Genomic DNA, 12,968 nt, shown 5'->3' with positions numbered 1-12,968 from the left:
TTGTGTGCACTTGTACCAGTCTTCGTGGAACAGTGCTAGTCGATTAATTTGTAATGGTTTATGTTATTATTGTAATGTATTCACATTTAAAAGCAAGACTTAACATTCGAGGTCAATTTAATTGCGGACAATTAATTTGATATAAAAGGGGATCATTACATATGAAAATTGGTAAATTACGGGTCAGTACCTGGTTGTTTTGGATTACGATTGTCTCAATGGCTGGGTATATCGGTTACTATGGTTACTGGTTTATGAAGGGTCAGCCAAAGTTTCATGGTCAGATGCTTCTGCTAGTTGAAGTTTTATTAGGAATCATCATTGCCAGTCTGCCGTTTTTGATTGAAAAGCTCGGTAATTTCTATTTCCCACAAATTGAATTAATCTTCTTTTATATTTTTCTGTACCTGTCCATTTTCTTGGGATCTGGTTTACAGTTTTACGGCGTGCCTTTCTGGGATAAGTATGAGCACGTTCTTTCAGCCATGATGCTTGCGGGATTGGGATTTTCCATTTTCCAAGGTTTGCTTAGCTCCAGAGATAATGCATCTAATAAGCCGTTTTTGATGAGTTTGTTTGCTTTTACCTTCGGAACTACTTGCGGTGTCTTCTGGGAAATGTATGAATTTACTGCTGATGGCCTGGGTGGGCTGGATCTTCAGAGATATGCCGAAGCTGGTAAACTCCTGGTAGGTCGGGCTGCCTTGATCGATACAATGACTGATCTGATCGCTGACTTAGCCGGGGCATTCTTGATGGCACTAATCGGATATCTGATGATGAAAAACGATCCCAGCTCGAGCAGATACCTTGTATTTAAATCAAAACGACAAAACTTCTTTTCAAGTTACTACTTTTAGTGTAAAATAAAACATGTTGTTTGTTGCCCTCGTGGCGGAACTGGCAGACGCGCAGCGTTCAGGTCGCTGTTTGAGCAATCAAGTACAGGTTCGAATCCTGCCGAGGGCACTAATTACAAAAAAGCTCCCCAATCCATTAGGAACAATGGATTGGGGAGCTTTTTGGTTATATCGTTAGTTTGCACATTCCGCTTCAAAGCGATTTTGCAACTTGTCGAAATTAATTGTCTCAAAACCAGTTACCTGATTTCGGTGAAGATCTTCATACTATGTCGTATAGTCATATAGTATGCGGATGTTGATGATGTTTGCACCATTTTTTAATTTGATATGATTGTCACAAACACTGCAATTTAATTGCCTAGAAGCGAATGGCGTTATGATAGTCAATCAAATTTATAATCAGAATGATTTAAATTATATCTTTAAACTTATTGATTGCATTTTGTCGATAAACGTTGCATTATAGTGTTGTAGAGGTAAATGATTCCGCTTACATGAAAGGGTGATTAATAATGTATGAACACATTTTAGTTCCGTTGGATGGAAGTAAGAATTCACAACAAGCTTTGGAAGAAGCTTGCAAATTAGCAAAACAATTTGACTCCACACTCAACTTGGTTACGGTTATCAATAATACCAATTTCTATTATGGTGCCGGTGCTGCAGGAATGCCGCCGAGCATGTATGATGACCAGCACAAGATTGCTGAAAATATTATTAACGAAGCAAAGAAGTATGCTGACTCTCAAGGCATCAAATATGAAACTTCGATTGATATCGGTAATCCAAAGAACATCATTGCACATGTATATCCGGATGAGCATGATGTAGACTTAATTGTCATTGGTAAATCCGGTGTAGATGCAATCAACCGGTTATTGATTGGTTCGACAACTGCATTTGTTGTTCGTAATGCAACAACTAAAGTTTTGGTTGTTAATACCAAAGACTAAAGCAATAGAAAAATGGTTCCCGTTATCCTAATAGATAACGGGAACCATTTTTTTATTCACAATTTAAATACGATCAGAAATTTTATAAGGCTTCTGAATGGCATTCTTTTCGTTGTCATGACTAATAATATCGTCAGCCATAAAGATATCAAAATTTTTATTATCGACACCATGGACAACAAGGACATTCTTGCTGTGCTCTTTTTCTTTGTAAATCTGGGCAGTTTTTACTGCCTCATTATGATCATGAAAGTTGCCGATTGAATCTCCTGGGTTGAAAAATACGATCTCATCCATTTGTATCTCTCCCTTCAAAGCTTTTGTTGCTCTAACACAAGTATAACTTAAAATAATGGTAAAATAAAATTCCAAAGTGTTTTAATTTCCTTTGGGTCGCTGTTTTTTAAGAAAGGTTTATACTACTGGTAGCACGGTTGTTAATCTGATAAAATATAAAACGTTATTAATTTTAAGACCGACCAAGAAGATTTGATAAAAGGGGTATAGGATATGTGCGGATTTGTTGGTTACGTTAACCAAAAAGATGTTTCAGAAGGTACTATTAACAGCATGGCTGATCGGATCAAGCATCGTGGCCCCGACGACGAAGCTTATTTCTCCGACGACAATGTTTCGATGGGCTTTCGACGACTTTCAATCATTGACTTGGCACATGGCCGTCAGCCGATGTTCAACGCTGACCAGACTAAGGTACTGACTTTTAATGGTGAAATCTATAACTACAAAGAAATTCGTGAAGAACTTCGCGACTTGGGCTATGAATTCAAAACTGACGTTGATTCAGAAGTTTTGGTTTATGGTTATGAAGAATGGGGCCCGGCATTGCTGGACAAGCTCCGTGGCATGTTTGCGTTTGTGATTTATGATAAGAAAAATAACGAAGTCTTTGGTGCTCGTGACCACTTTGGAATTAAGCCGCTGTACTACTACGATGACGGTGATACCTTCCTTTGGGGATCTGAAATCAAAGCATTTTTGGAACATCCAAATTTCAATAAGGAATTGAATCTTCGCCTGTTACCCATTCATTTGAGCTTTGAGTTCATTCCATCCCGAGAAACCATGTTTAAACATGTATACAAACTATTACCAGGACAATACTTCCTGCACAAGAATGGTAAGACTGAAACCCATCGCTACTACAAGTTTAATTACGATCATATCGATGAAAGCCAGACTATCGAAGGCGATGCTGACAAGATTGGTAAGTTAGTTGACGATTCAGTTAAAGCCCATATGATTGCCGATGTTGAAGTCGGCAGCTTCTTGTCTAGTGGAATTGATTCCAGTTATGTCTTGAATGAGGCCGCAAAGTTGAAGCCGATTCAGTCGTTTTCAATTGGTTTCCATCATTCAAAATACAGTGAGTTGGCTTGGTCAACTGAATTTGCTAAAACAATCAACCAGAAGAACACCCCGATTTATATGAATGGGGATGACTACTTTAACTTCCTGCCAACCATGATGTATTACATGGACGAGCCACTTTCAAACCCGGCAGCGATCCAGTTATACTATCTTTCAAAAGACACTTCAAAACATGTTAAAGTTGCTCTATCTGGCGAAGGTGCCGATGAGTTCTTTGGCGGATACAATACGTATCTTGAAGCCATTCCATTTGATCGATATCAGAAGTACGTACCAAAGCCGGTACGTAAAGGTTTGGCTGCTGTTGCAAAACGGCTGCCACGATTCCATGGCAAGCGGTTCCTGGTCCGTGGGGCTCAGCCATTGAGCGAACGCTATTACCGGGTTAACTACGTGTTTAACTATGACGATCGGAATAAGGTTTTGAAGGATCCTTCAATTAATACTGATTCCGGTGCTTACACCAAACACATTTTTGATGATGTGAAGGGTAAGGACGAAATGACTCAGATGGAATACTTTGATATCAACACCTGGCTGCCATTTGACATCCTGCACAAGGCTGATCGAATGAGTATGTGTAACTCGCTTGAAGTCCGAGTACCGTTTGTCGACAAAGAAGTGGCAAAGTTTGCTGAAACAATGCCGGTTAAGACTCGAATTACGCCTGATGAAACCAAAATCTCACTTCGGACAGCTGCAGAACGCGAGATGCCTAAGAAGACTGCTTTGAAAGAAAAGCTTGGCTTCCCATCACCAATTGCCAGCTGGATTAATGATCCAAAGTATCACGAAAGAATTGTCAACGCATTCCATTCAGATACCGGTCACAAATTCTTTAACGTCAACGAACTGGACCGATTGCTGAAAGAACATGCTGAAGGCAAATCCAACATGCAGAAGATCTTTACGATTTACACATTTATCCTGTGGTATCAGGTTTACTTCCCAGAAGACACAACTGAAGATACTGTCAGCTTGGTTCATCGTACAAAGATTTAGAAATATGCAGGAAATGGAAGGTGCACAAATTGGCACAAATTACTGTTGCTGAGATTTTAGTGTTACTCAATGAACATAATTTATTGCTCGAAAGTCAGTTTAGCAGCTCAAGTCATCGCTTTGACCAGATTGCATATAATTCTAAATTGGTAACGGATAACTGTTTGTTTTTCTGTAAAGGGAATTTCAAACCAGCTTATCTGATGGATGCCCAAAAGCATGGGGCAACTGCCTATATGTCTGAAAAAGTGTACCGCAATGTTGAAATTCCTGGCATTATCGTTACAAATATCCAAAAAGCAATGTCGCTCGTAAGTGCGGCATTTTTTGGGTTTCCACAAGATAAACTGCCAACCATTGCATACACAGGGACCAAAGGTAAAACCACATCTGCCTACTTTACCAAAGCAATTCTCGATCAAACCTATCAACGAAAGGTTGCATTGTCTTCAACAATTAACACGGTTGTTGGACCAACCAGTAAAGATGTTGTTAAATCAAGTTTGACAACACCCGAATCTCTGGATTTATTTACGAATATGCATAAGGCAGTTCAAAATGGCATGAATCATTTGGTGATGGAAGTTTCATCCCAGGCCTACAAGAAGAATCGGGTTTATGGGCTCCACTATGATGTGGGTGTCTTTTTGAACATTTCCCCCGATCATATAGGTCGAAATGAACACCCGACTTTTGCGGATTACTTGCATTGCAAAGAACAACTGTTGGTTAATTCAAACGCCTGTCTGCTAAATGCCGATGGAACACATTTGACAGATCTTTATTACACAGCCAAAGCAACCACTCAACCCGAAAACATTTATATCTATGGCCGTGATCGAAACGATCAGGAAACTGAATTTCCAATTGATTTTATGTATAAATCTTTAGAAGATTCTCTGACTGAAAATGAAATTCAGATCACCTCTAAAACCGAAAAGGCTAAAAAACTTCATATCGACGGGGTATACCATATCGGAATTCCTGGCGATTATAACGAGGGAAACGCTGTAGCAGCAGCGGTTACCAGCGCATTGATGGGGGCCAAGCCAAACGAAATTGAATATGGCCTGGCTAACACAACCGTTCCAGGCCGGATGGAAATCTACCAAACCAAAGAACACGGTACCGTTTATGTGGACTATGCGCATAATTATGGCAGTCTTCACTCTGTTCTGGAGTTTCTCAAGAAACAGGCACCAACCGGCAAGGTCACCGTTATTACCGGCAGTACCGGTGATAAGGGGATTGACCGCCGTGAGGGACTTGGCAAAGCAATTGATGAATCAGCCGATCAGGCGTATCTGACAACCGATGATCCTGCTACTGAAGATCCAAAGCAGATTGCCAAAGAGATTGCCGATCATATTGACACATCAAAAGTCGATACGACCTATATTGCTGATCGAAAACAAGCGATTACAAAAGCCGTTTCTGAAAGCAAAAAAGGTGATTTGATTGTGGTGGCCGGAAAAGGTCACGATGAATTTCAAAAGATGAATGGCCACAATGTTCCTTATGAAGGCGATTCTGCAATCGTTCAAAATCTCGTGAAAGGACTTTAACAATGGAAAATAAGAAGCTTGATTTTACGCCCGTTTTATTGGGAAGTGATTTTAACGCCTATGGGATGGCTCGAAGTTTATATGAAGTCTACGGCAAGCCGGTCAAAGCGTTTGCCCAAACCCAATTGGCACCAACCAGATTTACCAAGATTGTTGATTTGGAATTAATTCCCGGATTTAGCGAAGATCCGGTTTGGATTAATACCATGAAAAAAATTAAGCAGAGATATGCTGATCATAAAGAGCCGGTTATTCTAATTGGCTGTGGTGATGGTTACGCTGAACTGATTTCCAAGCATAAGGCTGAGTTGGAAGATGTCTTTGTCTGTCCATACATTGATTATGATTTAATCAAAAAATTAAATGATAAAGAAAACTTTTACAAGATGTGTGACAAATATAATCTGCCATACCCTAAGACGAAGATTATTTCAAAAGCCATGTACACCTCTGGTGAGCCCATTGAACAGCCATTCGGCTACCCAGTCGCCCTCAAGCCTGCAAACAGTGTTGAGTGGCTTGATATCCATTTTGAAGGACGCAAGAAAGCATTCATCATCAAAAGTGAAGCGGAATTTCGGGATGTCGTTGCTAAAAGCTATGACAATGGCTACACCTCTGATTTTATTCTTCAGGACTTTATACCAGGCGACGACAGCAATATGCGGACACTTAACGTGTATGTTGACAAAAATCACAAAGTTAAGCTGATGTGTCTCGGCCATCCACTATTGGAGGACCCGGCACCAGCTGCTATTGGAAATTATGTTGCCATTATTCCGGATTTTAACCAGGACATTTACAACAAGGTTCAAACGTTTTTGGAAGAGATTAATTTTCATGGATACGCTAATTTTGATATCAAATTTGACCATCGGGACAATTCATATAAACTATTTGAAATTAATCTTCGGACTGGCCGCAGCAGCTTCTTTGTCACCTTAAACGGCCACAAGTTGGCCGACTGGGTTGTCCAAGACTATGCATTTGATTCTCTGAAGGATAAACCAACCGTTTATGCCAACAAAGATCAAAGTCAGTATTTCCTTTGGTTAGGTGTGACGCCGAAGATCTTTGAGAAGTACGCCAAAGACAATGACGCCAAAAAGCAGGCAATGGAAATGATCAGTGAGGGTCGCTATGGTGACACTTTCTGGTATGCCAAAGACAAAAACATCAAACGCTTTGCATTATATAAGTGGATGATGCACAATTATGCCAAGAGCTTTAATAGGTATTTTGTCGAAAAATAAGGACTGATTTAAGTGAAAAATTTCTTTACAATTATTGGTGGAATGGGAACCGAGGCAACCGAGACCTTTATTCATATCCTAAATGAGCGGACCCATGCTGAAAGTGACCAGGAATATTTGAACTATATTCTGGTTAATCATTCAACGATTCCTGATCGAACTGATTATATTTTGGATCACTCCAAGCCAAACCCACTTATTCCATTAGCTGAGGACATCAAGCAGCAGAGCGCATTGCATCCCGATTTCTTTGCAATTCCATGCAATACGGCTCATTATTTTTATAATGATCTCCAAGAACTGACTGATATTCCCATCTTGCATATGCCAAAAGAAACTGTCAAAGCAATTAAGGACTACGCACCCAATGCAAAAAAAGTAGGGTTAATTGCCACAAAAGGAACTTTGCACGATAAGATTTATGATAAAGAGATCATTGATGCCGGATATGAGTTGGTCAAGCCGACCGATAAAATTGCCGATCAGACAATGACCTTGATTTATGATGATATCAAAGCTAAAAACTATGTCGACGAGAGCTTATACCACTTAATTCTTTCGCAAATGGTTGAAGGCCTTAAATGTGATATCGTGATTCTTGGGTGTACGGAACTCTCAGTTGCTCAGCAGCGCGCCTGCAATCACGATTATCCAGTGATTGATGCTCAAACTGTCTTAGCAGACAAGTGTATTGATTTGGCGGAAGCAAACCGAAGCCAAAATAAATAGCCAACTAAATCAATAGTTGACTAAAGTTTGGATGCAGACTGCAATTGGCGTGGCTGCTAACAGGAGCCAAAGAAGCTTTGGGCTGTAATTAACATCCTGTTTTCTGCCATATGCGGTTTCGGTCAGTGCAATCACTGCCAGCGTCGCAATAGTGGCAATGATGACCAGCAATGGATGACGGTGAAACGAACGTAAGGAAATGACCACCTGGCTGATGACAATGATCCAATAGAATAATCTGGCAATCATCATTGAGTCGATTACCCGCTTCTTGATGGATCTGGTTAATCCCCAAATGAAATTAACAAATAAGATTGCCCAACAGCTGTAGTTCACGATAATCCACATTCAAATCACCTCTTAAGTTAAGTATCAGTATTTTTGATCAAAAAATCAATCTTTTCCAGATTTCTTTAGACATTTCAAATCTTTATGACAAAGATAATTTAAAATGATATAATTGTTTTTGTTATGCGGGTATAGTTTAGTGGTAAAACACAAGCTTCCCAAGCTTGCGTCGCGGGTCCGATTCCCGTTACCCGCTTAGTGCTGATTGTTGCACTAGGCTGTGATTAATAAATGTTGACATGAACTAGGTTAACAAGTTATTATACACATTGGACATTATAAATATTCAACAATAAAAGAACAGTAGCTGGTTACTGAATACTCAGCGATTTCGGAATGGTGAAAGCCGAAAAATTTAGTCAGCGAAGCGCGCTTTTTAGAATATTAATTTAATACTTTGAGCGGATATTTTTATCAAATAGAGTGGTACCGCGGGTTTACTCGTCTCTTACAATTGTTTTGTAAGAGCTTTTTTGTATATTTATAGATGGAGGGAACATTAATGGATTACAAAGCACAGGTTACGAATTCAATTTTGAACGTCTTGAACGACGAATTATCATCAGCTGAGGTTTATGAAAAACTTGAAAAGCCAAAGACCCTTGCAATGGGCGATTTGGCATTTCCCGCATTTTCATTGGCCAAAGTATTTCACAAGGCTCCAAACGCCATTGCTGAAGAGTTAGTCAGCAAGATTGATCAATCTTCATATGAAAAAGTTGAAGCCAAGGGCGCTTATTTGAACTTCTTCTTGGACAAAGGCAACTTCAGTAACGAAATTTTAAATGAAGTTCTTGAAGAAGGCGCAGCGTACGGTCAAAATGACAATGGTAAAGGTGGCAACGTACCTATTGATATGTCTTCACCTAACATTGCCAAGCCAATTTCAATGGGCCATCTGCGTTCAACCGTTATTGGTAATTCGATTGCCAAATTATTGGTCAAAAATGGTTACCATCCAATCAAGGATAACCATTTGGGTGACTGGGGTACTCAATTCGGTAAGTTGATCGTTGCTTATAAGAAGTGGGGCAACGAAGACGATGTTAAAAAAGACCCAATCAACAACCTGGTTAAGTATTACGTTAAGTTCCATAAAGAAGATAAAGAACATCCCGAACTGGATGATGAAGCTCGTGAAACTTTCAAAAAGCTTGAAGACGGCAACGAGGAAGAAGTCTTTCTTTGGAAGTGGTTCCGTAAGGTTTCACTGGAATCATTCAATAAGATTTACGAAAAATTGGGTGTAACCTTCGACACATATAATGGTGAAGCATTCTATAACGACAAGATGGACGAAGGCATCCAAATCCTTAAGGACAAGGGCTTACTGGTAGAATCACAGGGTGCCCAAGTTGTTAAACTTGATAAATACAATTTGAACCCAGCTTTGATTTTGAAGAGTGACGGCGCCACTTTGTATATTACCCGTGATATTGCCACTGCCATTTACCGTGATCGGACTTATAAGCCAGCAATGAACTTATACGTTGTTGGTGCTGAGCAGACTTATTATTTCCAACAGTTGAAAGCTGTTCTGCTTGAAATGGGTCTGCCATCTGCTGAAAACCTGCACCACATTCCATTTGGCTTGATCACTGTTAACGGTAAAAAGTTATCAACCCGTTCCGGCCGAATCATTTTATTGGATGAAGTGTTGGATGATGCCATTAATCTGGCTAAGAAACAAATCGAAGCCAAAAACCCCGATCTTCCTAATAAGGATGAGGTTGCCAAAGAAGTTGGTGTTGGTGCCATTATCTTCGGTGATTTAAAGAATGAACGAACGAACAACATCGACTTCGTTTTGGAAGATCAACTTCGTTTCGAAGGTGAAACCGGTCCATACGTTCAATATTCACACGCCCGTGCCGAAAGCATTTTGAGAAAAGCCGGCGACATTGATTTCCACGGTGCCGACAAGAGCCTCGATGATCCCGCAGCTTGGGAAACCATTACTGCATTAAAAGACTTCCCCGATGTTATTAAGAGTGCATGCAAAGACTTTGAACCTTCAGAAGTTGCCAAATACTCATTGAGATTGGCCAAAGCCTTCAATAAGTATTATGCCCACTCAAAGATCTTGGTTGAGGATGACCAATTGGCTGCTCGTTTATCACTTGTTAAAGCAGTTTCAATCGTGTTGAAAGAATCTCTCAATCTGCTTGGTGTTAAAGCACCAGACGCAATGTAAAATCCTAAATGATCGATTAAGTCTCGAAAAGCCTTCTCGCTTTCCGAGACTTTTTTGTTTCTGCTTTTTTAAATCCTCATTAAATTTTCCACCCCTTAAATCGTCACCTTTTCAGATATGATACAATATTGAAGTATTCACAAAAGGAGTATCCGCATGAACAACAATTCAACCAAAACATTTAAAAAATCGGCGGGGCATCTTTTTAAACGCTTCAATCGATTTTGTCGAAGGTTTCACCTGGTTAAATGGCTGGTGGTTATCTTTTTGAGTGTCTCGTTAGTGACCAGCACGTACCTGGTTTTCTTAGCCAAGACGGCCCATGTGCAAAACTTGGAATCTTCGCTCTCAAAGACAACAGAAATTTTTGATGTTAATAATAAAAAAGCTGGGGAGCTATACGCACAGAAAGGGACATACGTTCATTTGAACCAGGTCTCCGCAAACATCCCCAAGGCAGTTCTGTCTACTGAGGATCGAAACTTTTATCATGAATATGGTTTCTCATTCAAAGGGATTGCCAGGGCAATGTTTCTGTTGGTGAAAAATAAGCTTCTTCATCGCGATTACATCAGTGGCGGTGGAAGTACGCTTACTCAGCAGTTGGTTAAGAACGCTTATCTCTCGCAGGAACAAACCATGACTCGAAAGCTCAAGGAGCTGTTTCTTTCGATTCAGGTTGAAAATGTATATTCCAAAAACGAAATTTTGACGATGTACTTAAACAATGCTTACTTCGGTAACGGTGTTTGGGGGGTCCAAGACGCTGCCAGAAAGTATTTTGGTGAAGATGCCGTTGACCTCTCTGTTCCGGATTCCGCTGTTTTGGCCGGAATGTTGACGTCACCAAGTGCATTTAATCCAATCGATCATCCAAAGGCGGCCAAGTGGCGACGAAATGTTGTCCTGCAGTTGATGGTTGAGAATCACAAGCTCACCCAATCGCAGGCTAATTATTACAAACAAACACCCATTGTTGTCAGGGACACTTATGTCCGTAAAGATGGGTACAAATATCCTTATTATTTTGATGCCGTTATTGATGAAGCCATCAGTAAATACGGGATGACAGAATCTGAGATTATGAACCGGGGTTACCGAATTTATACAAACCTCAATCAATCGCAGCAGCAGGCGATGCAAACCAACTTCGATAACGATGCATTGTTCCCAGCAAATGCTGCTGACGGCACTGAGGTGCAGGCAGCTTCGATCGGTGTTTCACCCACAACTGGTGGTGTAACCGCGGTTGTTGGGGGTCGAGGAAAGCACGTCTTTCGAGGGTATAACCGGGCAACGCAAATTACTAGGCAGCCCGGTTCAACGATGAAACCATTGGCAGTGTACACGCCCGCACTTGAAGCGGGGTACAAATTTGACTCTGAATTGGTCGACAAAAAGAAATCCTATGGGACCAACCATTACACGCCAAAAAACTATAACAACGTCTATCAAGGCAAAGTGCCAATGTATGAGGCACTTGCCCAAAGCATGAACGCTCCGGCTGTTTGGTTGCTTAACCAAATTGGGGTTAATCGTGGATACGAATCCGTCAAAGATTTCAATGTTCCGGTTACCAAAAAAGATAAGAACCTGGCGCTTGCACTGGGCGGCTTGTCCGGTGGGGTTTCACCACAGCAAATGGCCGGTGCATACACGGCCTTTGCCAATGGTGGAAAGATTGTCAAGCCGTTTTATATTCGGAAGATTGTTGACTCGACCGGCAAAGTGGTTGTTGATAATACTTCAAAGCAGGAAGGCCGCCAAATCATGTCGTCTTCTGTTGCCAAGCAGATGACCAGCATGATGCTTGGAGTCTTCAATAATGGGACTGGAACCGATGCTAAGCCTTATGGTTATTCAGTTGCCGGTAAGACAGGTAGTACTGAAGCTGATAATACCGGTTCGGCAGATGCAACCAAAGACAAGTGGATTATTGGATACACACCGGATCTGGTCGTAGCAACCTGGGAAGGTTTTGACAGCACCAGCAAGGCTCACCATTTGGAGAACTTGAGTGGGACTGGTGTCGGGCCGTTGTTTAAGAATGAGATGCAGACAATGCTGCCTTATACCAAGAACTCCAGCTTTGGTACCAAGGACGCTCAATCAATTGTTCAGAGTGAAAGCAGTAATGACAATCTTTGGGATACAATTCAAAAGAAGACCAACCAATATGGTAATCAGATTGAACAGAAAGCCCGAGATTTTATTAATGATGCCAAAGGTTGGTTCAAACATTAACAAGATATTCAGGAAGCGATTTCTGGATTGTGTTAAAATTAAAGAAATAAACTAGTTAGGGGAATATATTTGATGAATGAAAAAATGACCGCAACTGTTAACCAGCTTCAATCCGAATTGATCGCTTCTGATGAGTTCACTGAAATTCAAGCCGCCTATGATGCACTTAAAAAGAGTTTGGATGATTACAAATTATTCAATGACTTTCAGGATGCTCAGCAGAATCTTCAACAAAAGCAAATGCAGGGTGCTCAACCAACCCAGGATGAAATTCAAAACATTCAAGCAATTGCTGGAAAAATGCGTGAAAGCAAGTTAATTTCCGAGTTAATGACTAAGGAAAAAGCGCTCAGTCAATTATTGTCTGACATTAACAACACCGTTACAAAGCCAATCAGTGAGTTGTATCGTTCATAATCAAAAAAAGC

11 protein-coding genes and 2 tRNA genes are annotated in these 12,968 nt (G+C 40.6%); 11 read left to right on the top strand and 2 right to left on the bottom strand.

The genetic code is table 11. The features are described 5' to 3' along the window. Positions 1–161 precede the first annotated feature (161 nt). From FD17_RS00885 to FD17_RS00875, 3 genes are all read left to right on the top strand, one after another. Entirely contained in the window at positions 162–860 is a 699-nt protein-coding gene (locus FD17_RS00885) for a DUF2238 domain-containing protein (protein WP_057822810.1), read from the top strand. A gap of 25 nt (positions 861–885) precedes the next feature. Then, positions 886–969, top strand: a tRNA-Leu gene (locus tag FD17_RS00880). A 406-nt stretch (positions 970–1,375) separates the two neighbouring features. Continuing rightward, a complete protein-coding gene (locus FD17_RS00875) occupies positions 1,376–1,816 on the top strand; it encodes a universal stress protein (RefSeq protein ID WP_057822808.1) in 441 nt (146 codons plus the stop codon). Positions 1,817–1,879: 63 nt separating this feature from the next. Here the strand turns inward: FD17_RS00875 and FD17_RS00870 are convergent, their stop codons facing one another. Then, on the bottom strand, positions 1,880–2,113 hold the full coding sequence (locus tag FD17_RS00870) for a hypothetical protein (protein WP_057822806.1): 234 nt from the start codon (positions 2,111–2,113) through the stop codon (positions 1,880–1,882). A gap of 213 nt (positions 2,114–2,326) precedes the next feature. On the opposite strand from FD17_RS00870, the gene asnB reads away from it, so the two are divergent. From asnB to FD17_RS00850, 4 genes are read left to right on the top strand one after another with little or no spacing between them, the layout of a single operon-like run. Then, the gene (asnB, locus tag FD17_RS00865; RefSeq protein ID WP_057822804.1) at positions 2,327–4,207 is read left to right on the top strand and encodes an asparagine synthase (glutamine-hydrolyzing); all 1,881 of its coding nucleotides are present in this window, start codon (positions 2,327–2,329) and stop codon (positions 4,205–4,207) included. 29 nt (positions 4,208–4,236) lie between these two features. Beyond that, the gene (locus tag FD17_RS00860; protein WP_057822802.1) at positions 4,237–5,772 is read left to right on the top strand and encodes a UDP-N-acetylmuramoyl-L-alanyl-D-glutamate--2,6-diaminopimelate ligase; all 1,536 of its coding nucleotides are present in this window, start codon (positions 4,237–4,239) and stop codon (positions 5,770–5,772) included. A 2-nt stretch (positions 5,773–5,774) separates the two neighbouring features. Continuing rightward, complete coding sequence (locus FD17_RS00855; RefSeq protein ID WP_057822800.1) at positions 5,775–7,025, top strand: carboxylate--amine ligase; 1,251 nt, start codon at positions 5,775–5,777, stop codon at positions 7,023–7,025. A 12-nt stretch (positions 7,026–7,037) separates the two neighbouring features. Then, entirely contained in the window at positions 7,038–7,754 is a 717-nt protein-coding gene (locus FD17_RS00850; protein ID WP_057822798.1) for an aspartate/glutamate racemase family protein, read from the top strand. A gap of 9 nt (positions 7,755–7,763) precedes the next feature. Here FD17_RS00850 and FD17_RS00845 read toward each other — a convergent pair whose 3' ends face one another. Next, positions 7,764–8,102: a YisL family protein gene (locus FD17_RS00845; protein ID WP_057822796.1), complete on the bottom strand. Its 339-nt coding sequence runs from the start codon at positions 8,100–8,102 to the stop codon at positions 7,764–7,766. A gap of 125 nt (positions 8,103–8,227) precedes the next feature. On the opposite strand from FD17_RS00845, the gene FD17_RS00840 reads away from it, so the two are divergent. From FD17_RS00840 to FD17_RS00825, 4 genes are all read left to right on the top strand, one after another. Further along, positions 8,228–8,298 (top strand) — tRNA-Gly (locus FD17_RS00840). Between the two features lie 306 nt (positions 8,299–8,604). Beyond that, a complete protein-coding gene (gene argS / locus FD17_RS00835; protein ID WP_057822793.1) occupies positions 8,605–10,296 on the top strand; it encodes an arginine--tRNA ligase in 1,692 nt (563 codons plus the stop codon). 156 nt (positions 10,297–10,452) lie between these two features. After that, positions 10,453–12,540, top strand: a complete 2,088-nt coding sequence (locus FD17_RS00830; protein WP_057822791.1) for a PBP1A family penicillin-binding protein — start codon at positions 10,453–10,455, stop codon at positions 12,538–12,540. A 72-nt stretch (positions 12,541–12,612) separates the two neighbouring features. Continuing rightward, positions 12,613–12,957 carry a YlbF family regulator gene (locus FD17_RS00825; RefSeq protein WP_057822790.1) on the top strand — a complete coding sequence of 115 codons (345 nt, stop codon included), beginning with the start codon at positions 12,613–12,615 and terminating at the stop codon, positions 12,955–12,957. Positions 12,958–12,968: the final 11 nt, after the last annotated feature.

Origin of the sequence: Lentilactobacillus sunkii DSM 19904, from assembly GCF_001435575.1 — a bacterium.
Classification (GTDB): domain Bacteria; phylum Bacillota; class Bacilli; order Lactobacillales; family Lactobacillaceae; genus Lentilactobacillus; species Lentilactobacillus sunkii.
The sequence above is the reverse complement of the archived record's forward strand: the minus strand, read 5'-3'. Positions and strand labels throughout refer to the sequence as shown.

Bases quoted from the DNA above. Each gene is read 5' to 3' on its own strand.
- FD17_RS00885 (WP_057822810.1), top strand. From the start codon at position 162: ATGAAAATTGGTAAATTACGGGTCAGTACCTGGTTGTTTTGGATTACG.
- FD17_RS00875 (WP_057822808.1), top strand. From the start codon at position 1,376: ATGTATGAACACATTTTAGTTCCGTTGGATGGAAGTAAGAATTCACAA.
- FD17_RS00870 (WP_057822806.1), bottom strand. From the start codon at position 2,113: ATGGATGAGATCGTATTTTTCAACCCAGGAGATTCAATCGGCAACTTT.
- asnB (WP_057822804.1), top strand. From the start codon at position 2,327: ATGTGCGGATTTGTTGGTTACGTTAACCAAAAAGATGTTTCAGAAGGT.
- FD17_RS00855 (WP_057822800.1), top strand. From the start codon at position 5,775: ATGGAAAATAAGAAGCTTGATTTTACGCCCGTTTTATTGGGAAGTGAT.
- FD17_RS00845 (WP_057822796.1), bottom strand. From the start codon at position 8,102: ATGTGGATTATCGTGAACTACAGCTGTTGGGCAATCTTATTTGTTAAT.
- argS (WP_057822793.1), top strand. From the start codon at position 8,605: ATGGATTACAAAGCACAGGTTACGAATTCAATTTTGAACGTCTTGAAC.
- FD17_RS00830 (WP_057822791.1), top strand. From the start codon at position 10,453: ATGAACAACAATTCAACCAAAACATTTAAAAAATCGGCGGGGCATCTT.
- FD17_RS00825 (WP_057822790.1), top strand. From the start codon at position 12,613: ATGAATGAAAAAATGACCGCAACTGTTAACCAGCTTCAATCCGAATTG.